General features: G+C 43.0%; 18 protein-coding genes. 13 read left to right on the plus strand and 5 right to left on the minus strand.

All coding sequences use genetic code 11. The features are described from left to right. Positions 1–174: 174 nt before the first annotated feature. The gene (truB, locus tag IGQ44_10615) at positions 175–1,059 is read left to right on the plus strand and encodes a tRNA pseudouridine(55) synthase TruB (protein HIK38425.1); all 885 of its coding nucleotides are present in this window, start codon (positions 175–177) and stop codon (positions 1,057–1,059) included. Between the two features lie 7 nt (positions 1,060–1,066). Here truB and IGQ44_10620 read toward each other — a convergent pair whose 3' ends face one another. After that, entirely contained in the window at positions 1,067–1,369 is a 303-nt protein-coding gene (locus IGQ44_10620) for a PepSY domain-containing protein (GenBank protein HIK38426.1), read from the minus strand. 62 nt (positions 1,370–1,431) lie between these two features. Then, positions 1,432–5,346 (minus strand): hypothetical protein, encoded by a 3,915-nt coding sequence (locus IGQ44_10625; protein HIK38427.1) that lies wholly within the window; start codon positions 5,344–5,346, stop codon positions 1,432–1,434. 281 nt (positions 5,347–5,627) lie between these two features. On the opposite strand from IGQ44_10625, the gene IGQ44_10630 reads away from it, so the two are divergent. The 4 genes from IGQ44_10630 (at position 5,628) to menD (ending at position 11,866) form a co-directional block, all read left to right on the plus strand. Then, positions 5,628–7,253 carry a carbohydrate porin gene (locus tag IGQ44_10630; protein ID HIK38428.1) on the plus strand — a complete coding sequence of 542 codons (1,626 nt, stop codon included), beginning with the start codon at positions 5,628–5,630 and terminating at the stop codon, positions 7,251–7,253. Positions 7,254–7,364: 111 nt separating this feature from the next. Continuing rightward, positions 7,365–8,030, plus strand: a complete 666-nt coding sequence (locus IGQ44_10635; protein ID HIK38429.1) for a nitrogenase — start codon at positions 7,365–7,367, stop codon at positions 8,028–8,030. A 108-nt stretch (positions 8,031–8,138) separates the two neighbouring features. After that, positions 8,139–9,857 (plus strand): diflavin flavoprotein, encoded by a 1,719-nt coding sequence (locus tag IGQ44_10640; GenBank protein HIK38430.1) that lies wholly within the window; start codon positions 8,139–8,141, stop codon positions 9,855–9,857. A 218-nt stretch (positions 9,858–10,075) separates the two neighbouring features. Continuing rightward, positions 10,076–11,866, plus strand: coding sequence for a 2-succinyl-5-enolpyruvyl-6-hydroxy-3-cyclohexene-1-carboxylic-acid synthase (gene menD, locus IGQ44_10645; protein HIK38431.1), 1,791 nt, complete (start codon positions 10,076–10,078; stop codon positions 11,864–11,866). Positions 11,867–11,870: 4 nt separating this feature from the next. Here menD and IGQ44_10650 read toward each other — a convergent pair whose 3' ends face one another. Then, entirely contained in the window at positions 11,871–13,313 is a 1,443-nt protein-coding gene (locus IGQ44_10650; GenBank protein HIK38432.1) for a CHAT domain-containing protein, read from the minus strand. Positions 13,314–13,445: 132 nt separating this feature from the next. Between IGQ44_10650 and IGQ44_10655 the strand changes: the two genes are divergently transcribed. The 4 genes from IGQ44_10655 to rsmG all read left to right on the plus strand — a co-directional run bounded on the left by IGQ44_10655 (position 13,446) and on the right by rsmG (position 16,059). Next, a complete protein-coding gene (locus tag IGQ44_10655) occupies positions 13,446–14,492 on the plus strand; it encodes a D-alanine--D-alanine ligase (protein HIK38433.1) in 1,047 nt (348 codons plus the stop codon). A 111-nt stretch (positions 14,493–14,603) separates the two neighbouring features. Next, on the plus strand, positions 14,604–14,747 hold the full coding sequence (locus tag IGQ44_10660) for a high light inducible protein (protein ID HIK38434.1): 144 nt from the start codon (positions 14,604–14,606) through the stop codon (positions 14,745–14,747). Between the two features lie 140 nt (positions 14,748–14,887). Next, entirely contained in the window at positions 14,888–15,292 is a 405-nt protein-coding gene (locus tag IGQ44_10665; GenBank protein ID HIK38435.1) for an MgtC/SapB family protein, read from the plus strand. 29 nt (positions 15,293–15,321) lie between these two features. Continuing rightward, positions 15,322–16,059, plus strand: a complete 738-nt coding sequence (gene rsmG, locus IGQ44_10670; GenBank protein HIK38436.1) for a 16S rRNA (guanine(527)-N(7))-methyltransferase RsmG — start codon at positions 15,322–15,324, stop codon at positions 16,057–16,059. Here the strand turns inward: rsmG and IGQ44_10675 are convergent. Beyond that, the gene (locus IGQ44_10675) at positions 16,049–16,432 is read right to left on the minus strand and encodes a hypothetical protein (protein ID HIK38437.1); all 384 of its coding nucleotides are present in this window, start codon (positions 16,430–16,432) and stop codon (positions 16,049–16,051) included. The genes rsmG and IGQ44_10675 overlap by 11 nt on opposite strands. 81 nt (positions 16,433–16,513) lie before the next feature. Here IGQ44_10675 and IGQ44_10680 point away from each other — a divergent pair, with 81 nt between their 5' ends. The 4 genes from IGQ44_10680 (at position 16,514) to IGQ44_10695 (ending at position 23,289) form a co-directional block, all read left to right on the plus strand. Further along, positions 16,514–16,951, plus strand: a complete 438-nt coding sequence (locus IGQ44_10680) for a SufE family protein (GenBank protein HIK38438.1) — start codon at positions 16,514–16,516, stop codon at positions 16,949–16,951. Between the two features lie 351 nt (positions 16,952–17,302). Further along, entirely contained in the window at positions 17,303–20,431 is a 3,129-nt protein-coding gene (locus IGQ44_10685) for a DEAD/DEAH box helicase (GenBank protein HIK38439.1), read from the plus strand. A gap of 52 nt (positions 20,432–20,483) precedes the next feature. Next, positions 20,484–22,184: a glycosyltransferase family 4 protein gene (locus tag IGQ44_10690; GenBank protein HIK38440.1), complete on the plus strand. Its 1,701-nt coding sequence runs from the start codon at positions 20,484–20,486 to the stop codon at positions 22,182–22,184. A gap of 103 nt (positions 22,185–22,287) precedes the next feature. Further along, positions 22,288–23,289 carry a penicillin-binding protein activator LpoB gene (locus tag IGQ44_10695; GenBank protein HIK38441.1) on the plus strand — a complete coding sequence of 334 codons (1,002 nt, stop codon included), beginning with the start codon at positions 22,288–22,290 and terminating at the stop codon, positions 23,287–23,289. 460 nt (positions 23,290–23,749) lie between these two features. Here the strand turns inward: IGQ44_10695 and IGQ44_10700 are convergent, their stop codons facing one another. Beyond that, positions 23,750–25,474, minus strand: coding sequence for a hypothetical protein (locus IGQ44_10700; protein HIK38442.1), 1,725 nt, complete (start codon positions 25,472–25,474; stop codon positions 23,750–23,752). Positions 25,475–25,615 lie beyond the last annotated feature (141 nt).

Consider the following 25,615-nt stretch of genomic DNA (forward strand, 5'->3'; position numbering starts at 1 on the left):
GGATTTTTGTCTCCAACTTTTATTATATAACTCGTATAGAAAATGATAGCAATTTTTTATTCGGTTTTCACGCCAAAAAAAGGAAATACTACCCTACATTTACATATAAGGTTTTGCCTGTTGCTTAATCTGACAACTGAATTGTCTTAGTGATATTTTGGCAGGGGAAAACAGATGGATGGTTTTCTTAACCTCAATAAGCCGGCAAATTTCACCTCCCACGACTGTGTGGCTAAACTGAGAAAAATCCTTAATACCAGGAAAATAGGACATGGTGGTACTTTAGATCCTTGTGCCACAGGCGTACTACCCATTGCTGTCGGCAAGGCAACTCGTCTGTTACAGTTTCTACCAACAAAAAAAGCCTACATCGCTACTATCAGACTCGGGTTGGTTACCACTACTGACGATTTAGAGGGGGAGGTGATAAAAAATGCAGCCACTGTCCATGTTACTTTGGAGGAAATTCAATCATGTCTAAGGGATTTTATTGGTGTTATTCGGCAAAAACCCCCCGTTTTTAGTGCCATCAAGAAAGGCGGCGAAAAGTTGTACAATTTAGCCCGTAAGGGGATAGAAGTGGAGGCCCCCGTCAGGGAGGTTTTTATTGAGTCAATTGAGATTTTAGGTTGGCGGCAGGAGGAAGCTGAATTGGATTTGAACATAGTATGTGACTCTGGTACATATATAAGGTCTATTGCCAGGGATTTGGGAGAAAAACTAGGCTGTGGTGGAACTTTAGCAGGTTTAAAAAGGACACTTAGCTGTGGCATGATAATAGAAAACAGCCTTACGTTAGAGGAAATAACTGAGCAAAAAAAACAAGGCATCTTGAAGTTGATAGAAATAGATAAGCCCCTGGATAATCTCCCTGCTATTTATTTGAAAAAACAAGAAGGTGAAAGGTGGTTAAAAGGGCAAAAACTAGAGATGGAGATAGAAACAGAGAAAAGTGGGAAAATCTTCCGCACCTATAATCATCAGCGACAATTTATAGGTATTAGTGAAATGGTAAAAGAAAACCCCCCCGTTATCAAACCAAAAGTAGTAATTGGCTAGTAATTGGCTAGTTATCATCCCTCTTTTCGGAGATGATTCTGCCAAAAATGAGGTCCACTTTAACCTCTCTTCTGATACCATCACGATAGGCTTTTATTTCCCACAAACCGTCTTCATATTCCATCTCGACAATGGGGGAATAACCTCGACTTTCCAGCAAATGCAAAATTTCTACCGCCGCCTTGGTATTACCCCGACGTCTATAGGTATGATAATCATCGTCATCGGAAGATGCCTTTACAGCTAAATTAGGGAAGAAAAGGGTGGCTAATATGAAAAATAGGGTTATCCTGATGGTTTGTTTAAACATAGGCTTCTAGGAAAAGGGGGATGCGGGGGTAGACGGGTAATATCAAAATAGGGTTTCTGGAATTAGGTGGTTTCGTCAGCCTGTTTTGCCAATAGTTGTTGTCTACATTTTTCTGCCTCCTCTAGATAACCGCCTTTCTCGTAGTATTTGATGGCAGTTTCTAAGTCATCCATTTTGAGACAGGCTAAGGCAGCTTTCTCCCAACGAGACAAAAACTGCCAAAGTTGTGCAGCCTCTTCCCATTTTTCCTGATACTCGCAGACTTCGGCTAGTTTTTGCCAATTGTTGAGGTGTCGCCAACACTCTTCTGCTTTTTGCCAATCTTGACACTTTTCAAAACAAATGGCAGCCTTTTCCACATTCCCGGCAGATAACCAGGCTTTACCGGCTTCTTGCCATTTTTGCTGATATTCACACACTAAAGCTAATCTATCCCATTTCCATAATTTGCGCCAACACTGTTGTGCCTTCTCCCAGTCTTGGCATTTTTCAAAACAAATGGCGGCTTTTTCGGTTTCCCCCGCTTTCAAATAGTTACTGGCGGCTTTATCCCATCTTTCTAGTTTCTCATAGGCCTGGGCACTCTTGTCCCAAATTTCAGCTAACTCCCAGTATTTAGCCGCCCTTTCCCAATCCTCACACTGTTGATAACACAAGGCAGCCTTCTCCCACTGTTTCAGTCTTAACCAGTCACAGGCTGCTTTTTGCCATTTCCCCTGGCGTTGTGCGGCAACTCCCATCCTATCCCAATTCTCCATTCTATACCAACATTCTTCTGCCTGTCGCCAATGTCCCCCTTCTTCATAACAGATAGCCGCCTTTTCCAGATTGCCTATTTTTTCCCAGGCTTTCCCAGCGTTTTCCCATTCTTTTAATTCCTCCCAAATGGCAGCGGCTTCCTCCCATTTTTCCTGTTTTTGCAAACAGACAGCCAAATTGTCCATTTTGTTGATTTTCCGCCAACACTGTGCCGCTTTCTCCCAGTTTTCCCCTGCTTCATAACAAATAGCTGCTTTTTCTATTTGGTCTATTTTTTCCCAGGCTGCAGCAGCTTTTTGCCATTCTCCCAAGTTTTCCCAACTTTCGGCTGCCTCTTGCCATTTTCCTTGTTTTTCGCAGGCGATAATAATTCTAGTCCAATTTTTCGTCTGTAACCAGGCTTTTTCCGCCTTATCCCAGGCAGAAGCGCGTTCGTAACACAATGCCTGTAATTCATAGGGGTTGGTGTTATTCCAAGCTTCTGCGGCTTCTAACCATTTTTCCTGTTGTTGCAGACAAATGGCTACGAATCCCCAGTATCCTAATTCCCGCCATAGATTTTCTGCAGCTTGCCACTGATTGCCCTTTTGATAACAGAAGGCTGCCCTTTCTTTTTCCCCCAATTTTAGCCAAGTTTCGGCGGCAAAGGTCCAACTTTCTTGGTATTCGTAGGATAATGCTAATTGTTGCCAGTTACCTAATTCATACCAGCATTTTTGAGCTTCTGTCCATTTTTTTGCCTTTTGCCAACAAATTGCAGCCTTTGCCATATCGCCATGTTTTTGCCAACAGTTGCCAGCCTTTTCCCACTGTTGTAATTCTTCCCAAATGGCTGCCACTTTATCCCATTTATTTAACTTTGTCCACATTCTAACAGCCAGATTTATTTGGCCGTTTTGACGATAATATTCCTCCGCAATTTGGTAGTATTTGGTAGCCCTTTCTTCCAAATCTCTTTGTTTACATTCATCCCCGGCCAATTCCCACTGGTTTTCCTTTTCAAGGCATCTTAATTTCCCCTCAAAGTCTCCAGATTTTTCATAACAAAACTTGGCCAAGTTCAAGTCTTGGATTAACTCAAAATACTCCCCTCTTCTTTGCCATTCTTCCTTATCTAAAACTGACCATTTAGCTAGCCATAATTTTTCGTCTACTTCCCGCCAAGACTCGATGGCTTTTTCAAATATTCCTAGTTTATTCCACAAGTCTCCCGCCTTGCCATAGTTCCCCTTAGTTTCTTCCCAAAAGGCATACACCTTGTCTAACAGAGTTTGATTGCCGTTTTTTTTACAGATTTGCTCGGCTATTTTATAACACTTTTCATTTTCGTATTCTAGGTATTTATCTACAATCATTTCAACTTCATGAGGTGAGTATTCTTTATTGAAAAGAGGCGTCAATTCTGTTTCGTATCCAATTTCTACCACAGAAGCTATTTTGGGGTTATCCCAAAGGGTATCACTGGTATTGTCATAGAAGTATATTCTGTGACGCGCCATATTGGCACATGTTGATAGACGCAAATATTTTTCGGAATTTCCAGTGATTTCTGACTGCTCAACACTATCAAACAACTTCCACACTAATAATTGTTCGAATTGGAGGTGTTTGGCTTCCGAAAAAGAAATTATTCTCTCGCTATCTTGGGGGAAAAGGCTTATAAGATTTTCTTTCTCACCCTCGTCGAATACGACAATAGCACAGTCAAAATTTAAAGAGGATTGGCTTTTGAGAAAATCAGTGCTAATCTCAGAGAGTACCAAAGGTTTAACTCGGGAATTTATGAAGGAGGAGGAATCAATTTTATTCCCTCTTATCTCTCCTATTACTGATTTAAAATCGACGATGTTTTTCTCGGTGAGAAAACCAACATTTAATGTTTGAGTTTCAATGGCATTTCTAATCTGTTGCCAGTTAGGAAGTTTGTGGAAGTTATCAATGAGTAGCCTTTTAATCCTATTAACCTCATCATTTTTACCCTGGTTGGAGGTATCAAATACAAAAAAGAAGCGAGGCAGATTTTCTTCCTCCTTGTTGTTTTTTGTAAGAAGTTTTAGAAGAAGCTCCATCTGGACTTCTGTTAAATTTTCTCCATTGTCGACATAGATAATGTCATATTCCCCCTGGAAGTTTTTAGGCAACTGACTGAGCAAATAGTGGGTTAAATCCAGGTCATCCCAATAATTATGTGTTTGCAACCATTCTTGATACTGAGTGGCGAGGTTATAGACAAGGGAAAAATCTGTATCTTTTGGGAAAATACTTTGATTTTTTGAGGCGATATACTCGTTATTAGTAATGAAAAACTTCTCTTTATCAAGACTCTTAATGCAGCCCTTAAGATTACGTCGAATTTCTTGCCACAAATCTTCTGGTTTTACGGAGAAAATCTTTTTGTCTTTGAAAAAGGAATCCACAAACTTTGCATAAGTAACACGTCTTTGGGCGAGAAACTTTTTAGGGAATATAAGGTGGTACTTGCTAAGGATATGCTGACAAAGTGGCACATATTCAAAGACAGATACCTGCCGAGTAAAACCATAGTATTGAACTAATTTTTTCGCAGCGTTGGTTGTGGCTATACTGGAGGAAAGATAGAGAATTTTTCCGCCAGGGGGCATTTTTTCAGCCTGTATGATGGCAGAGAAGAGGGCAGTAGTAGTTTTACCGTTTCCTTTTTCGCCGGTTAAAATTGTGGGGAGGGAAGGTTGTTTATTTAGTACTTCTCGTTGTTGTGGCGAAACTACTATGGCCTTTCTTTCTCCCTGATTAACCACAAAGTTACACCAGAAATCCTTTGGACTTTGGCTAACTCTTTCAGGGGATAAATTAATCTCATCAGTGACAATTTTAGAGACAAAAATACCCGGTGGAGGAGCAGAAACACTTATGAATTCCTGAATGGGGGGATTAAGATTGGCAATTAACTGTTTTACCGTTTCCAGTTTCTCAGCAGGGAAACAATCAACTATCTTGGCAACAAAAGATTGAGAATCACTTACAGTTATAGGAGAAACAACATTCAAGATGCAGCAGTTATCCCAGGCAACAAAAATAGCCAATTTTCTGTCCCAATGACCATCTTGATTTTGGGGAATATTTTGGCTTATAATACCATAGACCGCGTTAACAAGCTGGGAAATTTCAAGAGGGGAAAATGGGTAAAAACGAGAGAAAAAATGAACGTCGATGGAAATGGAAATTTCTGGGGTTGTCATAAGAATAAAACAGTAGTCCGCCACAGGAAAAAGAAAGGAAAAATAGTGGGGAGGGTTATGAGACGCTGGTCCTAACCCGTCCTAACTTATCCTAACCTAATAGTATAGGCTGGGATTGGAGAAGGGGGAATACCACTGTGAGGCTGCCGGCTGACGCCCAGTAAAGAGGTTAACAAAAAGTTGTGATCTAGTTAAGAAATGGTAACAAAAAGGACAGAAACGAGAGAAAGTGGTCACTACTATGGAAAAATGGTCAAACTGGGTAAGGTGTGAGGAAAAGGATGAAAGCAAAACATAGTCTGTTAGCAACATTAGCAGTTACAGCCACAGTGCTAGGCGGCAGTGGGGTGAAAGCGGGAGAAATACAAACCCTTGAAGAGGTGGAAAAGTATGCTACCCAGGGAGGCATACCCACCCAGCAGCAGGTGACTAGTGTTTCCCAGTTAAGAGACGTATCCCCCACGGATTGGGCCTTTGAGGCCTTAAGAAACCTGGTAGAGCGTTATGGTTGTATAGTAGGATACCCAGACAGGACTTTCAGAGGCAATCGCGCCTTAAGCCGTTACGAATTCGCCGCCGGCTTAAATGCCTGTATGCAGGCAATAGAAAGACTAATAGCAGGCGGGGGTGGTATTTCCAGTGAGGATTTGGAAAGACTACAACGTCTGGCAAGAGAATTCGAGGCGGAATTAGCAGCTTTGGGAGCAAAAGTAGATAAACTAGAAGGGCGTGTCGCCTTCTTGGAAGAACGTCAGTTTTCTACTACAACCAAGCTACAGGGAGAGGCAATCTTTGCCGTAAGCCATGCAGGTTACGACGGCAATAAAACTATCTTTGCTGATCGTGTTCGTTTAGTGTTAAATACAAGTTTCACTGGACAAGACAGCCTAATTACCCGGCTGGCGGCAGGGAATGCTATTGGTTTCACCACCATAGACAATTTCGGCTACGTGGGGGGAAGCCCAACTCAAACTCAAACCTTCAACCTATATCCCGGTGGTGGTAACAATGCACAAGTGGACTGGTTAGCCTATTATGCCCCACCCATAAAATTCGGAGACAAAAGTGAGTTGAAAATCTATATCCCCGCCTTTGGAGGCATTCACAGCGACTACGTACCTACCCTAAACCCCTTCTTTGAGGATTATGATGGGGGTAATGGCGCCCTAAGCACATTTGCCTCCGAAAGCCCCATATACCGTATTGGTGGCGGCAGTGGCATTGCCCTAAGTTATCGCACCGGATTTCTGGAAAGCATTTTAGGCCCCACCACCTTTACTGTGGGCTATCTAGCAGGTAACGCCGCTTCTCCTCAAAGGGGTGCGGGTTTATTCGACGGCGACTATTCCGTCTTAGCACAGATAAACGTTAATCCCAATGACGCCCTTGCCTTTGGCTTCACCTACGTGCGGGGATTCCATAAGAGTGGCAATGACATATTCGCCGCCGGTGGCACCACTGGAATAGTGGGCACTCCCGCTGCTAACCTGGGCCCATTTGGCGACAGACGTACCAATTCCTATGGAGCGCAAGTAGCATGGCGGATTAGTCCAGGTGTTAGTATAAGTGGCTTCTTTGCCTATACTGATGTTGAGCTAGACAGTGCTATTCGTAGTCTTCTTGGAATACGTAGCACTGATATTTGGACCTATGGTGGGGGGATTGCCTTCCCAGACTTGGGCAAAGAAGGGAGTGTGCTGGGAATATTTGCCGGGGTGCAACCTTATTTCGGCGAGGCAAGGAGGTTTCCGGGCAACGAATTGCCAATCCACGTGGAGGCCTTTTATAAGTATAAGTTGAATGATAACATATCCATAACCCCTGGTATAATCTGGCTTAACTCTACAACCCAGGGAGGAAGTGCTGAACAGGTTATCGGCACCCTGAGAACCACCTTCACCTTCTAGTATTATACCCTACACCGCCAAGACTAAACCCCCTAGGGGGTTTTTTTATTACTAATAGGGGATTTGATTTAATATGGTGTCAGTATGTGATTGACAACACTATGTGTTCCTATGGCTTCAAACACAAGTGAAACAAAGCATAACTACAGAGATGAGCAAATCTCCGCCTGGCTGAGGGGTTTGTTGACTGTAGCCTATGCAGATGGCCATTTTGACGCAGAAGAGAGGGAGTTTATTACTGGTCTGACCAAGAATGAACTAGCACCCAACACTAGGATAGACGATTTACAACCTATTTCCCCAACCTCCCTAGCAGAGGCTTTGGGAGATGACATGGCGGTGAAGGAGAATTTTCTCCGCACAGCCGTGATGGTGGCAATTGCCAATGGGGTGTATAGCAAAGAAGAATCGGAGATTATACAAAGTTTTCAGGAAGCCTTGGGATTAAGGGTGGAGGCACTGAAGGCATTGGAAGCCACCCTCTGGCACCCGGGGAAGCAGGAGGAGGAAAAAGGGGGGATAGACTTGCTACAACCGGTAAAACACTGGTTAGACGGCATAGAAATAAAAGATGCCCGCTTAGCCCGTTTTATATGTAAAATGATTCCATCCCAGTGCCCATTTGAAAGGGATATTGTCTTGTTTGGCAGGAAAATCGTCCATATACCCCCAATGTGTAAGTTAAACCCATTATACGAACAGCTAATAGCCCTAAGGTTTCGCGCCCTTTCCTTCCTAGCCGACGAGTGTAAGGAAGATGTAACCCCCTATCTTTAATCTCCCCCTTATGCCAGTTATAACTTATCCTAAACCCCAATAGCTAAAGCCTAGATTTATAATGGGAGACAACAAACATGAGTATTTATTCCCAAGAGGTAGTAGTACATGGTAGCAACAACAGTAGCAAAAAAAAACCCCCGTCTGACTACCCAGATTGAAACAATCGCCGCCGACACCATCGCTATTCGCAGTCTAGACTGGGATAGAGAGCGTTTTGACATCGAATTTGGCCTTCAAAACGGCACCACCTACAACTCCTATGTCATCAAGGGGGAGAAAAACGCCCTGGTAGATACCTCCCACACAAAATTCCAACAACTATACTTCGATGCCCTCCAAAAGGTTATTAATCCCCAGGACATTGACTATCTTATCGTATCCCATACCGAACCCGATCACAGTGGCCTAGTAAAAGACTTACTGGCACTGGCTCCCCACATCACAGTAGTAGCCTCAAAGGTTGCAATCCAGTTCCTGGAGGGGTTTGTCCACCAAGACTTCCGGAAGATGATAGTAAAAAGTGGCGATCGTCTTGATTTGGGCAACGGCCACGTGCTAGAGTTTGTTAACACCCCCAATCTCCACTGGCCTGATACTATAGTAAGTTATGACCATAAGACGAACATTCTGTTCACCTGCGATGTGTTTGGGATGCACTACTGCAGTGACTCCCTGTATGACGAGCGGCTGGAAGACATCGAGGCAGACTATCGCTTTTATTATCAGTGTTTGATGGCGCCCAATGCCCGTTCAGTCCTGTCCGCCATGAAGAAAATCAAGGAATTAGGAGAAATCTCGCTAGTGGCTAATGGCCATGGCCCTATTCTTAAGTATAACATAAAAGAGCTCTTAGACCGTTATCAGCGTTGGAGTACTGAACAGACAAAGAGTGACAAGATAGTTACTGTATTCTACGTCTCAGATTACGGTTACAGCGATCGTCTTTCTCAAGCCATCGCCAAGGGGATTACCAAAACCGGTGTTACCGTAGAAATGGTGGATTTGAAAGCCGTAGACGCCCAGGAAATCCCAGAAATCGTCGCCCACAGTGTCGGTGTTGTCATAGGGATGCCCCCCATGATAGCCCCCTTCAACGATAAAATCGGTGCTATCTTGGCTTCTGTCAGCAGCAAACAGTATTTTGGCCTTTACGAATCCTATGGTGGCGATGACGAGCCCATTTACCCCCTAGCAGTTAAACTGAGAGAATTGGGGTTAACAGAGGCTTTCCCCCCCATCCGCATCAAACAAACCCCCCAGGAAACTACCTATCAACTCTGTGAAGAGGCGGGGGTAGACTTAGGGCAATTGTTAACCAAACAAGCCACCATCCAACAACGCAAATCCATCAACACCGACTTAGACAAAGCCATGGGGCGTATTAGCGGGGGTTTGTATATAATAACCGCCAAGAAGGGAGAAACCAAAGGGGCAATGTTAGCCTCCTGGGTTGCCCAAGCCAGCTTCAACCCCCCCGGTTTTACCGTAGCCGTAGCTAAAGACAGGGCCATTGAATCCCTCTTACAGGTAAATGATACCTTTGTCTTGAACGTTTTGGAAGAGGGCAACTCCCAACCCCTGATGAAACACTTTCTCAAACGTTTTCCCCCTGGTGCTGATCGTTTTGCCGGCGTTAAAACCACCACTGCCAAAAATGGCTCACCTATTCTCCTGGATGCCCTTGCCTATCTAGAATGTCAAGTAGTCAGTCGCATGGATTGTGGCGACCACTGGGTTGTTTACAGCCAGGTTACAGACGGGCGTGTTTCCAAACCCGATGCCCTTACCGCTGTCCATCATCGTAAAGTAGGTAACTATTACTAGTACCCCATATTTTATCCCCTGTTGGTGTTTCCTCTTTAAACAGCATCACCTGCTAAAATTCTCTGAATCGGGCGGAGTATTAGCGAGATTTTACTCCCCCTAATTAAATCTTAATTTTTAATAGCTTAATTCTTGATTAGATAGCAAAAACAAGTTACAATAAGCCTAAGTAGTTTGGTCTAAATCAGGAGCAACTATTGTTAGACTCAAAGCAGTAAATGCCCTTGGACTTTCGGAATGTAAATTTACTATGGAGTTCCCTGATCGTAGAAACTTTAGTAAAACTAGGATTAGAGAATGTAGTTATTTGTCCCGGCTCAAGGTCCAGTCCTTTAACTGTGGCTTTTGCCGAAAACCGGGGGATTAATTGCATCCCAATTTTGGACGAAAGGTCGGCCTCTTTTTTCGCCCTTGGATTAGCGAAAAAAAATCAAAAACCAGCGGCTTTAGTCTGCACTTCAGGCACGGCAGGAGCCAATTTCTTCCCCGCAGTTATTGAGGCTAAATACAGCCATGTACCCCTTATAATTTTCACCGCAGATAGGCCATCTACCCTGAGAAATTGTCATGCGGGCCAGACTATTAATCAGGTGGGTTTGTATGGAAACTATCCCAGTTGGCAAGTAGAATTAAGTGAGCCTTCATGGGAGTTGGACAAACTCTTTTACCTCAGACAAAATATCATTTATGCATGGGAAAAGTCCCAATTCCCAAGCGGGGGTGTCGTGCATATAAATGTTCCTTTCCCCGAACCACTATCCCCCGAATTACAACTGGAAATATCACCAAAAAAAAGAGAGTACATTAATGAAAAATTACTATCCTCATTTCCCAATATCCCTACTCAATACCACTACTCTTCAGAAAATTTAGAAGCCTACCTCAACACTTGGAAACAAACAGAAAAGGGAATTATCATCGCTGGCGTTGACACTCATCCCTCCCCCGGTTTGTATGTCAAGACTGTTAAATTTCTTTCGGATATTTTAAGATTCCCCGTCTTGTCGGAAGCCCTATCCCCTGTGCGAAACTATGCCCACCTCAACCCTCATCTGGTGACTAATTATGATGTGATCCTAAGACACCCAAAATATGCCCAAGACTTGTTACCCCACCTAGTTATTCTCTTCGGGGAATACCCCACCAGTAAACAACTTAGAATCTGGCTGGAGTCTAATAAAATTAGCACCTACATTATCACCGAAAGTGATGACAATTTTGACGCCCTACATTCCCCCTCTCAACACATCAGAATACGCCTGGAAACCCTATGTTGTTTTCTAGAGGCTAGCCAGAATCAACTGAAAGAAAACGGGCATTATCTGAAAAACTCTTACCTCAAGACTTGGTTAACTTTGGATAAAAGGCTAGGAATAACTATTGGCAACCAGTTGAGGCAAATAGAAGAAACAGGAGAGATTTTTGAGGGCTCAATAGCCTTCCTCATGTCTCAATATCTACCCCCAAAAACCCCCGTGTTCATTGCTAACAGCATGCCAGTGAGATATGCAGAGTTTTTCTGGCAAAAAAATAATCGCGAGTATAGGGTATACTTTAACAGGGGAGCTAATGGTATTGATGGCACTTTATCCACTGCCCTGGGAATAGCCTATAAAGAAAAAAAAACCACGGTATTGTTGACAGGAGACTTAGCTTTGTTACATGACACTAATGGCTTTTTGATTACTCCAAATTTTCAGGGTTGTCTGGTAATATTATTGGTGAATAACAATGGTGGGGGTATTTTTGAAATGTTACCTATTGGCCAATACAAACAAGACGTATTTGAAAACTATTTTGCTACCCCCCAGTCAGTGAATTTCCAACATTTATCTCAGAGTTATAACATCAACTACAAATCCATTTCTACCCTTGAGCATCTGAGGGAATTATTGTCCAATTTACCCCAAAATGGCATTCACCTATGGGAAATAAAAACCGATAGGAAAAAAGATGCCCGGCGTCTGAAAAACATTCTCTCCCCTGAAGAAACTCATAAAAATAATTGAAAGACTAATTAGACTCGTCTTCCAGATAACAAACAGGTTTATTACCACCCTGACGGCTGTAAGCAGACTTCCCCCCACACAGTCTTCCTAAACTATCATAGTCATAGGGACACTCACATACCCCTTGACGAGGAGCACGAATAGGAGTACCTTTAATCTCATTAGATTCGTCCACTACAACTGTATTGTCGCCCCTGTCACTTTTACTATTGCCATTGTCATTGTAGTTGCCAGTCAAATTCGGCTTCAAGTTAATAAGCCACCAACCAATCCCCACCACAAAACATGACAACACACCAACGGCAATCAAGTTAAAGGATAAGGAGAAACGAGGTAAGAGAGAATAAGGGGAATTTTTGGCTAAATCTGACCAAAGAGGCGGATTTACTGCTAGATTTTGACATATAACCGGCAAATAAGAGGCCCCAGGTGCTTTTTCCTCCAAGTGGTATAATTCTTGTATCTTGGCTTTGGCTTCCTTAACGGCAAGATAAAGAGTCTCACCACTGGCATAAGACTGAAGGAAAAATTTAAGAAACTCTTGGGCCACTTCATCTGGAACTGCCTCCCGCATTACAATAGTCTGAGGTAACTGTAAGTCTGCCAAATTGAAGCCTAAGGCTAAACCATCACAAGAGTTAAAAATGGCTAATTCCAAACCATTACTAATCGCCTTGGTGAGAGTCTGCCGCAACTTGCTAATCTCGATTTTCTCATAAGGATTTATCTGTAAAACCCCCTCCTGACGAGAAGTGTTACTGCCACTGTGGCCGGCAAAAAAGAGAATATGCCAAGATTGTTCCCATAAAGGGGTAAGTTGGTGTAAACTGGGTTGATCCAGGAAAACTATCTCCGTATTAGGCAGACTTTCCAGAATCTGTCTATCCCTTTCCACATCTATCCCCCGTCTGTCTCCTAAGATAGCCAAAATCCTAACCTTGCCCCCAAAAGAAGAGACATTACTACGGGGTGGCTTGCAACACTGACATTTACTCAAGGCAAATTCAATATAGGGATAGTCTCGCCATACCTCCCAAAGATGCCAGGGAAGCTGCCATAAGCGAATATCATCGGTTTGAATTACAAAACGAATCAAATCCTCCCGTTGCAGATGAGGAAATAGATTTATTAAGGCAGCCTGGACTTGAGAATCCCGTAGCCACCGGTTAATATCTAACTGAAGGGTTTTTATGTTTTGTAAACACTCATCCACTGCTAAATTAGTAACTTGTGCCCCAGAAGCCCCCATTCGTAGAGAATAAGATAAATTACGGTAACAACACTGCCAACGAGTATAACTGCTATAAACATATTCGGCAGGCGGCAATTTCCCCTCCACCTCCACCAATAAATCTTTAGTCTCCTCATCACTGAGTCTGAAAGTAAAAGGGAAACCCCTTTCAAAACCGCCTTCCCCAATCCTGGCAACAATTAGTTTCCTCCCCATATCCCCCCGCTAAGTGACTAAGGAAAGTCTCTGACTGTCTCCACCAAACACCCACTCCATTGTAGTCCATCATAGGAATACCCAGACATGCTCTAAGATTTTAGCTTTAGGATTAAACAATTAGGACAAAAAATGAGTAAACTAAAAGTAGGCCTGTTATTCGGCGGCAAATCCGGTGAACATGACGTTTCCATCACTTCTGCTCGTTCTATAGCCAGTGGCTTACAAGAGGGTTACAACCAAGAAAAGTACGAGGTAATTCCAATATATGTAGACAAAGAAGGCAACTGGTGGGGCAAAGAAGTAGCAGAATCAGTATTGTCGGCAGGGAAGCCAAAGGAGACAACAGGCGAAAGGAGAAAATGGGAATTCCCCCCTGAATGTAAACAGGTAGACGTCTTCTTCCCCATTATACATGGCCCCAATGGAGAGGATGGCACAGTCCAGGGATTATTAACATTAATGGCAATACCATTTGTAGGTTCAGGTGTTCTTGGCTCAGCCATTGGCATGGATAAAATCGCCATGAAAAACGCCTTCGCCTGTGCCGGTTTGCCCCAAGTCAAGTATATTGGTGTTAACAGAAGCGAAATTTTTTCCAATCCCTGTGTCTTCCCCAAACTATGTGAGCGATTGGAAGCAGAATTAGGTTATCCTTGTTTCGTAAAACCTGCTAATCTGGGCTCGTCTGTAGGCATTAGCAAAGTTAAAAACCGCAATGAGTTGGAAAAGGCATTAGACATAGCCGCCTCCCTTGACAGAAGGGTTATTGTGGAGGCTGGGGTAACCGCTAGGGAGTTAGAATGTGGCATCCTAGGCAATGATAACCCTGCCGCCTCCGTAGTGGGGGAAATCTCCTACAATGCCGAATTCTATGACTATCAAACCAAATACACCGACGGCTTAGCTAGCCTTATCATCCCCGCCGACATCCCAAAAGACGTCAGTGAAACTATCCGTCAAATGGCTATTAAAGCTTTTCAAGCCATTGATGCCAGAGGTTTAGCTAGAGTGGATTTCTTTTATCTGCCTGAAAGTGGCCAAATTCTGGTTAACGAAATCAACACCCTCCCCGGTTTTACCTCCCTCAGCATGTATCCCAAACTCTGGGAAGCCTCTGGTATCCCCTTCCCCACCCTCCTAGACAAACTAATCACCCTCGCCCTTTCTGACCAGTAGGGAAATCCACACCCGCCAATTGTAAAGTTTTGTTGCCACTTTTGAAAAGTTATGTTAAGTTAGAGTTAAATCAATTGACACGAGCGCACTAATAACATAGGGAGGCAGGTTATGGAAAACAAAGAAGGGAAATTCGGCTTTACCACTTTTGCTGAAAACTGGAATGGTAGGTTAGCCATGTTGGGTTTTGTGATTGGCATCCTCACCGAGTTAATTACTGGCAAAGGCATCTTAGCTCAACTTGGTTTAATGTAATCATAGCCACACTGCCCATCTCTATTTGTGACTTGGTTGACTTCTATCTATTCGGTTAAGCTAAAATGAAAACCCATCCTCCGCCGAGGGTGGGGTTTTTTGTGTGGCAGGTTATTTTATCCCCCACCAGAATACCCGTCATGTTGCTGAGACTAATATTTGCCGCAATTTTGGGCGCCATCTTAGGGTTAGAAAGGGAATTACGGAAAAAAACTGGAGGGGTGAAAACCAATGCCCTTGTCTCCCTTGCCTCTTGCGGTTTTATACTTATCGTTAGGGAAATTAACTCAGCTGAGACAGCCAGAGTTATCACGGGTATCATTCAGGGTGTTGGCTTTATCGGTGGGGGTTTGATTCTAAAGGCTGGCAACACTGCTAAAAACGTTACCGGCGCGGCGGAAATTTGGGTATCCTCAGCTATAGGTATCGCCTGTGGTGTCGGTTTATGGCAGATGGCCATTTCTCTGTTGTTAATTTCCCTCCTACTCCTCCGGCTTACCCGTAAATATCTTCCCCCCCATTCTCCCAATTCCCATCCCCAGTAGGTTATATTGTTTCTCGTCAACGCCTCATTATGGAAAATCGGTTGCTTTTACCCCACAATTTGACTATTTGGCAAAATACTGTCCACTGGATTCCCTCCCATAATACCCTAGAAAAATGGCAAAAATTTTATGAACTAATTTGCCGTTACAACCTCCACATTAATCTCACCAGAATTACCCACCCCGATGAATTTTGGGAGAAGAACTTATGGGATTGTTTAACGCCTGTTATTCCCTACGATTTAAATAACAAAAAAATAATGGATGTGGGCACCGGCGCCGGTTTTCCAGGTATGCCTATAGCAATGGCTTTTCCCCAATGTCAAGTGGTTTTAATGGATTCAATCTCCAAGAAAATCAATTTTCTACTCCTAGTTAAATCTGAAATTAATCTCCAAAATGTCGAAACTATAAACGCCAGGGCAGAAATCGTAGGGCAAGATAAAAATCACCGAGGAAAATATGATTTTGTCCTCACTAGAGCAGTGGCCGCAATTTCCGTTTGTCTAGAATATAGTTTACCTCTTTTAAAAGTAGGTGGAATTGCCATCCTCTGGAGAGGCAATCTGGCAGAGGAAGAATTAGAAAAAAATAAGCGCGTCGCTAAAAAACTGGGAGGGGAAATAATAGAAGTAGTCGCAACAAAAACGCCTCTCAGTCACAATATAAGACACAATATATATGTTAAAAAAATTGGCGAAACTCCCCCATTATACCCCCGCAACCCCGGTAAGCCTGTCAAAAAACCTCTAGAACTTATTGATTAATTCTAAGGGTAAAAGGATAACGATTTCCCTCCATTTCCCCTACATAAATCAAATATCTGCCTGGCAGCCATACCCCCTTTATTTCCGGTTTCCTCCCCAGTGTTGTGTCTCCTAAAACACAAAATCTCTCCTTGTCAGTGGGCCCAATAACCAGTAAACTAGGCTTACCCCCCTCAGCCTCCACAGTAATACTAAGAGAATAAACCTTTTGAGGAAGTTGAAGGATATGGTTAGGCTTGTCAGCAATAAACCCACAATCCCCACTGTTTTTCTCCCCCCCCGTCATCCCCCTGATTTCCCGACTTTCTGATTGTGCATTTATTCCTCTGGCAAATAGTAATACAAAGAAAACAAGCAAAAATCGATAAATCATATTCATACTCCCCACCGTTGATATAACAGCGGTTTTTTATCATAGACTAGAAATAATCGGCCATTGTTCAATGTTTCTCCCATGTCTACCCATACCCTGCCAGAAACCCTCGACAAAATTGTCCAAAAATTCAAACGTCGTGAGAATCCTAAACAGAAATATGAACAACTACTTTGGTATGCTAAGAGACTGGCGCCAATGCCAGAAGAAGAAAAAACCCCAGAAAACAAAGTAGCCGGTTGTGTTTCTCAAGTATATGTATGTGCCCATCTAAAAGACGGTAAGGTATACTACCATGGAGACTCGGACGCACAACTGGTGAAAGGTTTAGTAGCCTTTCTCATAGAAGGCTTAAATGGTTTAACCCCCCAACAAATCCTTAGTCTAACCCCAGACTTTATCGAGGAAACCGGTTTACGTGTCAGTTTAACCCCCTCCCGCGCCAATGGTTTCATCAATATCTTTAAGAAAATGCAACAACAAGCCTTACTCCTCTCCAACCAAACCCTTCAGTCTTAGTTTTGGTTTAACTATTTTTCCCGGGGCAATTACCACTAGAATTCTCCCATTATTGCCCCAAAGATGGTACAATGGTGGTTGGTTGCTCCTAAGGCGTTGTCTTTACTTCTTCGCCCTTTGACTCAGTTTCCACTGTTTTTGTCTTATCCCATAAACTCAGCCTCAGCGGCGATTATCTTTGTTTTGGCAATGGCAATTATAAACCCTCCCCGATGATGACTCATTTATCCCCTTGCCTTTCGTTTCAGTCTCATCCATATCCTTTCAGCTATCCACTCCCACATCCCCCTCTATTTTGTCTTGTTTTTCCCTAAATGCAACCTGTTGATTGAAAAAGAAGAAGTGTAAAATATGTCAATATTGCATGGAAGTTTTCTGGTAAAGAAAGAGGAGAAGTACTTTTTTATTTGGGGAGAGACTTGGAGAAATATCGAAAAGCATAAATACGATTTGGAAGCAGAGTTTCTATACATATACCCCTTCTTGATAGAAGACAAGGAGGAGATTTTAAGGCTGCTAAAAAAATGCGGTATAGACAGGAATATTGGCTGTGGAGAAATAGAAAGTTTAGATTCAATTTGGCATTGGGAAATGGCACTATTTCCCGTGCAAAAGAAGCCAAAATCCAAGACAGTAGTCCCCCTGTTATATGAACAGTTTTTGGCAATCAGCAACAAATTAAGCTCAGTAATTTTATATCCATGGGATGTGGGAGGATTGAAAATTGAGCCCGTCACTATGCTAGGGATATTGCAAAAATTACCCCTTAATAAAACTGACTATATCGCTTCAGACTTACGTTTCTGGAGTCATGTTTATCGCTGGGGTTGGGATTTGATATGCCGTCAAAAATTTATTCCCACCATTGATGAAAAAAATAACTGTTACTGGCGGCCGGTTTTAGATAGTAACATAGACCAAAGCAGACTGGAGCATTTTATCCAATCCATGCCCTCTATTTGTCGTTGTTATGTGGAAAACGAAGACGACCCCAGTATACCACAACAGGAGCTAATTCTTGAATTTTTATGTACCGTCATAGATATCCAAATCCGTCAACTCCTCCCCGCCATCCCTAACAAAACCGACTCTATGGTATCCTCCTGGATAGAAGCCTTAAGCAATCCCCTACATAGAAAATGTAATCTATCTCCCCTCAACAACAAAAGACTAAGAATGGCATTTAACCACTGGGTATTGCCCATTCAAGAAGATATAATCACCTCTGAGCATCAGTTGAGGAAAAGACAATATCGTCTTTGTCTAAAATTACAACCCCCCTCCTCAACCCAGGGAGACAACTACGATAATTGGCGACTAGACTACTTCCTCCAAGCTATCGACAATCCAGATTTTCTCATACCAACAGAACAAATTTGGATACATCCTCACCCCCAATTGGAAATAGGGGATAGGCTAATAGAAAACCCCCAAGAAATTATTTTAAAAGGATTGGGATTGGCAGCTAAATTTTTTGAACCAATTAGGGATAGTCTAGAAGAAGCTACCCCCAATTATTGTAGAATAAATGCCATTTCCGCCTATCAGTTTGTCCGCAGTGTAGCCTGGCAACTCCAAGACAACGGTTTAGGAGTTATCCTCCCAAAAGGCCTAAGCAGAGGAGCAGATGAAAAACGTTTAGGAGTTAAAATACAGGCGGAAGTAAATCTCAAAAAAGGGGAAAGGTTGACTTTAAATACCCTGATTAATTATAACTTAAAAGTGGTAGTAGGGAATAGGGTTTTAACCCAAAAAGAATTCCATAATTTGCTGGCCAAAAAATCCCCCCTAGTAGAAGTAGATGGACAGTGGCTAGCACTACAACCCGCTGACGTTAAGGCTGCTGAGGAAATTTTCAATAATAGTAAGACTCCCGTAAATCTCACCGTGGAAGATGCAATTAGACTCAGCAGTGGCTCCACAGAAACTATCGCTAAACTGCCCGTAGTGGGATTTGAAAGTAGTGGAGCTCTGGCAGAATTACTCAACAGTATTAATGACAACAGCAAGATAGAAATTTTAGAAACACCCAAGAATTTTAATGGAACTCTAAGACCCTATCAAAAAGTCGGTTTCAGCTGGTTGTATTTCCTGCAAAAATGGGGCCTAGGAGGATGTCTGGCCGATGACATGGGTTTAGGAAAAACTGTACAGTTAATCGCCCTGATTTTAACTATAAAAGAAAGGGAGGAACTGACAAAACCTTGCTTAATAGTTTGCCCCACCTCTGTGTTGAATAACTGGGAGAAAGAGTTAGAAAAATTTGCACCATCCCTAAAAGTTTTGCTACACCATGGAGAAAATCGTAGCAAAGACAACGAGTTTATCGAAGCAGTTAAAAATGTAGATGTGGTAGTCACAAGTTATCCCCTAGTATATCGAGACCTTGACATTTTAAACCAAATAGAGTGGCAAGGAGTCGTCCTAGACGAGGCCCAAAATATCAAAAACCCCCAGGCAAAACAAACCCAGGCAGTCAGACAATTAAAATCAGATTTTAGAATAGCTTTAACTGGCACACCTATAGAAAACAGATTGTCAGAATTATGGTCTATTTTAGACTTTTTAAATCCAGGATATCTAGGGCCACAACAATTCTTCCAACGTCGTTTCACCCTGCCAATAGAAAAATATGGAGATGAACACTCGTTGAAAACTCTAAAATCCCTAGTTAAACCCTTCATTCTAAGACGCCTAAAAACCGACAAAAATATCATCCAAGACTTACCAGAAAAACAAGAAATGAACGTCTACTGTGGCCTATCCGCAGAACAAGCCGAATTATATCAGAATTTGGTAGAAAAATCCCTACAAGAAATAGAGGAAAGTACAGGGATCAAACGTCATGGTTTAATCCTAAGTTTACTAGTGAAGTTGAAACAAATCTGCAATCACCCCGCCCATTTCCTCAAAGAAGAAAAAATAGATACCTCCTCCCGCTCAGGAAAATTGTTAAGACTAGAAGAGATGTTAGAAGAAGTAGTGGCAGAGGGGGACAGGAGTCTAATTTTCACCCAGTTTGCTGAGTGGGGAAGCCTTTTACAACCCTATTTGAGTGAAAAATTAGGAGTAGAAGTATTATTCCTCTCCGGCAATACCAAAACAGAAAAACGTCAAGAAATGATAGACAGATTTCAAAATGACCCCCAAGGCCCGCCCATTTTTATTCTATCCTTAAAAGCAGGGGGCACAGGCCTAAATTTAACTAGGGCCAATCATGTATTTCACTACGACAGATGGTGGAATCCAGCAGTGGAAAATCAAGCAACTGATAGAGCGTATCGCATAGGCCAAAAACAGAATGTACAGGTGCACAAGTTTATCTGTACCGGCACTTTGGAGGAAAAAATTGATAAGATACTAGAAGGTAAAAAACAACTAGCTGAACAAACCATCGAAACAGGAGAAGAATGGCTAACCAACCTAGATACAAACCAATTAAGAGAATTATTGGTATTGGAGAGAAATGCTGTCCTCTAAACTAAAATAACAATGATATGGCCAAAAAAAGGACAGAAAAATGGAGGTGAAAATGGTAGCAAAAATCCCAAAAAAACCACAAAATGCTGCCATTTTTTACAAGCCAGAAGGCTACACCACAAAAACTACAAGAATACTAGGGAGGATGGCAGCAGGGGAGGGGTTTTTAAAAGCCTACGTAGAATCCCAAAAAGGTCAACCCCTATACTGTTACTGTGATAACCAGTCAGAATTCGAACATTTCCGCAACACAGTCACCCCCTGGTTAAAACAACCCTCCCAACTGGTTTTTATCCCCCGAAGTCAATCCTCCAGAATACAAAATGTAGGCAACCTCTATTTACCAGGGCCAGCTTTAGGGGATTTCGCCTGGCAGAGACGATTTTACAACCAAAGGGGCTACAGTATTTGTGGTGTCACCCATACTATTGCCAGCAAGGAAGCCATTAACAGTATAGCAAATCTCCTATTAGCACCAGTGCAACCCTGGGACGCCCTAGTTTGCACCTCTAATGCCGTCAAGACGGCCGTAGAGAGAATCTTAAACGATTGGGGGGAGTATTTAGGGCAAAAATTCAATACCACAGTCAAATTCAATTTCCAGTTGCCAGTAATACCCCTGGGGGTTGATTCCAAAACCTACCAATTTAACCCTGAATATAGAAATAGGTTGAGAAGTACATTGAACATAGCAGAAGATGATATTGTAATTTTATTCTTTGGAAGGCTAATATTTTATGCCAAGGCACATCCAGTGCCCATGTATTTAGCAGTAGAAAAAGCCGTAAATAGTGCCAGTTTTAAAAATAAAATTCACTTGATTCAGTGCGGCTGGTTTGAGGAACAAAGGGAAGAAATTGCTTTTAAAGAGAGTGCCATACAGTTTGCCCCTTCCGTGAATCATATATTCTTAGACGGGAGAAATCCAGGGATAGGGCAGCAGATTTGGTCAGCAGCTGATATATTTATTTCCCTCTCCGACAACATTCAGGAAACTTTTGGCATAACCCCCATTGAAGCGATGGCATGTGGTTTGCCGGTGGTTGTCTCTGACTGGGATGGATATAAAGACACGGTGCGTCATGAGATAGACGGCTTTCGCATTTCCACTATCATACCCCCAGAAGACTATTTTTTAAATTTTGCCCACGACTATCACATAGATGCCATTAATTATAGCATGTTCATTGCCTACTCCTGTTTTGCCACCATGGTAGACATTGAAGAATGTGCTTCTGCCCTGGCAAAACTGATAGAAAATCCGGATTTGAGGAGGAAAATGGGGGAGAATGGGAGGAAAAGAGCAGAAGAGATATATGATTGGCAAAATGTGATTAATCGTTATAGGGATTTGTGGGAACAATTAGAGGAAATCAGAAACATAAATGAAATGTCAGTGCCTGTAAGGAATAATAGTCGAGCCAATCCTCTTTGTGATGATCCCTTTCACCTGTTTAGCCATTATAGCAGCCAGCGTCTCCACCCAGAAACTAGGCTGAGACTAGGTAATAATGCTAGAGAATCCCTACAAAAAATCAGGAAAATCTGGATTACCAGTTTCGGCGAAAATACCCGTTTTAAGAATGAGATGGTAGATGACATACTCAATCAGTTTAGTGAGAAGCCAACTATAGAGTTGGACTATTTTCTGAGGGTTTATGGAGAAAACATTGCACCCATCTTATATAGAACAATCATGTATCTGCTCAAATTTGGTATTTTGGAAGTAGAAAGGGACTCGTCTGACAAATAATAAAACCAGATTCTAGCATGTTAGGATGCAAATAAAACCCATAAGGTGGCATGGTTCATTTCTATAGCTAAAGAGGCTAACCCTAGGAATAGGAGGAAAACAAATGAAGAAATACAAAACCATATATGGGCTAGTTTTAAGTCTGATTATACCCGTGCCTGCCCTAGCAGATTCCCCGGTGGAGGTGTCACCCAGGATAACACCCCCAATAGTAGCCCAAAGACAACCTCAGGAAAAGGTGAGGATTGCGGTGTTAGACTTCGACGCAGCTGCCATGGATAACCTTACATGGTTGTCATACATGGATCACAATACAAGGGGAGTAAGAAATATCTTCATAAACCGCTTAGCAGAAACGGGTAAATACACAGTGATAGAGGCAAGCAGAGTAGACAACCTATTACCATGGAAAGACTGGGGAGGGAAAAGACAAATTGATGCCCAAACCGCGGCGGAAATAGGTAGAAAACTAGGGGTAGAGGTGGTAATTGTAGGCAGCCTAACCCGTTTTGATATTAGCAGAAGAGGGGGAAACATAGGCCTGGGCTGGTTTGGCGTCAACATCGGTGGCAATAGCACAGAGGCAGTGGTAGAATTCAACGTGCGCGCCATTAACACCAACACCGGCGAGGTGATAATGGTGGCAAAGGGCAATGGCAGTAGCACACAAGTAGACCCTCGAGTATACGTATGGGGCAGAGGCGGTGGCACCTATTCTTCTAGCCAGGAAGGGCAACTTCTTGCCTCCGCGGCTGTAAAGGCTGTAGATCAAGTTATAGAGGAAATGAATCGCCAATATTCCAAATTCTCTGCCATAACCCCTGTAGTCCCTAGTACCACGGCTATAGTAGCAGATGTAACCGGCAATACGGTAGTGCTAAACAAGGGGAAAAAGGAAGGTTATCGGGTGGGGATGCGGTTAGCCATCGAAAGAGTGGAAAGGGAGGTAAAAGATCCCCAGAGTGGGCAAGTAATCCGTCGTATTACAGTACCCCTGGGAGAAATAGAATTGTATGATGTGGATGAAGCCTCCAGTCTTGGCAGAATAGTCTCCGGCAGGGGATTTAAGGTGGGAGACATAGCCAAACCCCGCACGGGTTTATAATTACAAACCCCCCCAAATCCTATCCCCTACACTCTACATCCCACATTCTCTTTACGTTTCTTAATAAAGAACCCAAAAAGGCAGGGGGCTTTGCTAGAATGGTGGCGATGGACGGCAGGAGACGTGACTGCCAGGGGCTGACCTGGGCATTTTTTATTTGATAAATATAATCATATAGACGGGGATAATAAAGGAAAAGTATAATCGAGATTCAGGGGACATGATGTAGGCGGTACAGGGCGGAATTGGAGGTGTAATGAAAGTAAATATTAAAAACAGTGAGCAAATAAGAGAGAGAGAAAAGAGAAAATTGGCAAAAGTTATTCACTAATAAGGGAGGAAAAAGAATATTTGTGGGGATATGGCTACCAATACTGGGGAAAATAAATGATAGAAAATATCAATAAGCTCCTTGGGGCGCAAAGTAGTCTCCCTTAGCCACCATACCCCCAACGCCTAGCTAATGCCCAAACAACCACATGAAGTTAAAACCAAGAGTGAAATCGTTGTTCTTACGGGCAAGCATACTGCCAATATTACCACTAGCAGCAGCATTAGTACCATATAAACCGATACCCATATTACCATTTGAGGAGAAATAACGGGCACCAATGGCCCAGACGGTGGCATCATTGCTTAGCATGGGGGTAACCTCCCCAAGGAATTGTAACCCCGGTGAAGGCTGGAAGTTAACCCCCAAGCCTAAACCCACAAGGCGGTTATTGCCAAAAAATCCCCCTTTAGGGTTGAGGAATAGTGCCAATTGGCTGGTGGGAGAATAAGAAAAAATCCCCTCTGCTGAAAAGGCACCCACCCCGTCAGTATCCCCCTCAGAAGCCTCTAAAAATGCCCCCCGAATACTAAAAGAGAAAGCATCTCCCCTTGCCTGATCAAGAAAACGCAGTTTAGTAGCACCTCCGAATTTGAAAGAGTTGCCAATAGGCTTTTTGCTGTCTGACAGTTGTTGCCCTATAAATTCTAACTGAGCATCGTCACTCATTCCATAGGCCACCTGAATGTTAAAATTAGGACGTAGTCCCGTGTCGACAAAAAAAGTGCCCTGTCTGAGAGTATCGGCAGTAGTCAGGGTTATTCCGTCAAAAAGCAACTGTTTATCTCTCCCTGTGAGTGGAGGGAGAGGGGTAGAGGCAAAACTAGGGGGGTAGTCGACGAATATATCAGGAGTATAACGCACATTCAGCCCCAAGGCCACATCATCCCCCCTGGTAGGAAAAGCCAGTAAACGAGTGGCTGGAGTAGTGCCCAAACGGTTGGTTACTGATAGGTCCACAGCTACGCTTGGACTATGTATATAACTCAAGCCAGCACTCCAGACTGCACTCCTCTCCAGTCTTCCATTGGCATCTACACTATTATGACCCGGCCCGATGGGGATGTTAACATCGGCAAACAAACCAAATCTGTCATGGAGGCGAATACTGACACCTGTGCCCAAGTTGAAGAAGGTGCCATAAAAATCACCACCGTCGTTGATAGTCTCGGGGAAGATGTTTAACCCTCCCACCAAATGCCATTGGGTATTTTCACTGAAACTATAGGTGTAGGGTACTTGAATACTAAGGGCTACAGTGTTAGTTTGACGACTGCTGATACCCCCATTGAATAAACGATTCTCCGAAGTAATCTTCAACCACTCTACAGAGGCTACAACCGCCAAGTCATAATTGTCTTCCCTGACAAAACGATACTTTAGCCGAGGCGCCAGGGAGAAAAAACCAAAATTAGTGGGTCTACCGGCTATGGGCTCCCCTAGAATATCATCAAAGAAAGATAAAGCCAACCCCGCCTGAAAATTGTCAGTCACCCCCCAGTCTATAGAGCCATTATACACTTGTAGGCCTATTCCTGGAACATCTCCAAACAGGCTATAAACATGGGTGCCATAGGTGGTATAAACTGCCTTAGAAGGGAGAATGTTGGCCGTCTCTACCGTCATCGGCGCAGGTGGAAACAATTGTAAGGGGGTGAGACTGTATTCAACCCCCTGAGATAGAAGCAGTTGAGTATTACCCGGTTGAGACAAAAGCTGTTGGGCACTGCCCAAATTTCTTAGGTTATCCACGTTGGTAGGCAGTTTAGGTATGTCAGATTCCCCAGCCCATACCCTAGAAACACTGCCCGTCAGTAGAGGTAAACAAAATATCACCACTTTTGCCAGTTTCATATCTTTTGAATTTCACGAGGAAGAAACAACAGATAGGAATAAAACCTACTTTTTTCGACTCCACTTATTCCCACAATGATTTCAAGTATAGGTATAAATTCTGGAAAATAAGCCCCCGGGCAATGAAGACATAGGCCAAAT

Origin of the sequence: Geminocystis sp. M7585_C2015_104, from assembly GCA_015295805.1 — a bacterium.
GTDB lineage: Bacteria > Cyanobacteriota > Cyanobacteriia > Cyanobacteriales > Cyanobacteriaceae > DVEF01.

Bases quoted from the DNA above. Each gene is read 5' to 3' on its own strand.
- truB (HIK38425.1), top strand. From the start codon at position 175: ATGGATGGTTTTCTTAACCTCAATAAGCCGGCAAATTTCACCTCCCAC.
- IGQ44_10620 (HIK38426.1), bottom strand. From the start codon at position 1,369: ATGTTTAAACAAACCATCAGGATAACCCTATTTTTCATATTAGCCACC.
- IGQ44_10625 (HIK38427.1), bottom strand. From the start codon at position 5,346: ATGACAACCCCAGAAATTTCCATTTCCATCGACGTTCATTTTTTCTCT.
- IGQ44_10630 (HIK38428.1), top strand. From the start codon at position 5,628: ATGAAAGCAAAACATAGTCTGTTAGCAACATTAGCAGTTACAGCCACA.
- IGQ44_10635 (HIK38429.1), top strand. From the start codon at position 7,365: ATGGCTTCAAACACAAGTGAAACAAAGCATAACTACAGAGATGAGCAA.
- IGQ44_10640 (HIK38430.1), top strand. From the start codon at position 8,139: ATGGTAGCAACAACAGTAGCAAAAAAAAACCCCCGTCTGACTACCCAG.
- menD (HIK38431.1), top strand. From the start codon at position 10,076: ATGCCCTTGGACTTTCGGAATGTAAATTTACTATGGAGTTCCCTGATC.
- IGQ44_10650 (HIK38432.1), bottom strand. From the start codon at position 13,313: ATGGGGAGGAAACTAATTGTTGCCAGGATTGGGGAAGGCGGTTTTGAA.
- IGQ44_10655 (HIK38433.1), top strand. From the start codon at position 13,446: ATGAGTAAACTAAAAGTAGGCCTGTTATTCGGCGGCAAATCCGGTGAA.
- IGQ44_10660 (HIK38434.1), top strand. From the start codon at position 14,604: ATGGAAAACAAAGAAGGGAAATTCGGCTTTACCACTTTTGCTGAAAAC.
- IGQ44_10665 (HIK38435.1), top strand. From the start codon at position 14,888: ATGTTGCTGAGACTAATATTTGCCGCAATTTTGGGCGCCATCTTAGGG.
- rsmG (HIK38436.1), top strand. From the start codon at position 15,322: ATGGAAAATCGGTTGCTTTTACCCCACAATTTGACTATTTGGCAAAAT.
- IGQ44_10675 (HIK38437.1), bottom strand. From the start codon at position 16,432: ATGATTTATCGATTTTTGCTTGTTTTCTTTGTATTACTATTTGCCAGA.
- IGQ44_10680 (HIK38438.1), top strand. From the start codon at position 16,514: ATGTCTACCCATACCCTGCCAGAAACCCTCGACAAAATTGTCCAAAAA.
- IGQ44_10685 (HIK38439.1), top strand. From the start codon at position 17,303: ATGTCAATATTGCATGGAAGTTTTCTGGTAAAGAAAGAGGAGAAGTAC.
- IGQ44_10690 (HIK38440.1), top strand. From the start codon at position 20,484: ATGGTAGCAAAAATCCCAAAAAAACCACAAAATGCTGCCATTTTTTAC.
- IGQ44_10695 (HIK38441.1), top strand. From the start codon at position 22,288: ATGAAGAAATACAAAACCATATATGGGCTAGTTTTAAGTCTGATTATA.
- IGQ44_10700 (HIK38442.1), bottom strand. From the start codon at position 25,474: ATGAAACTGGCAAAAGTGGTGATATTTTGTTTACCTCTACTGACGGGC.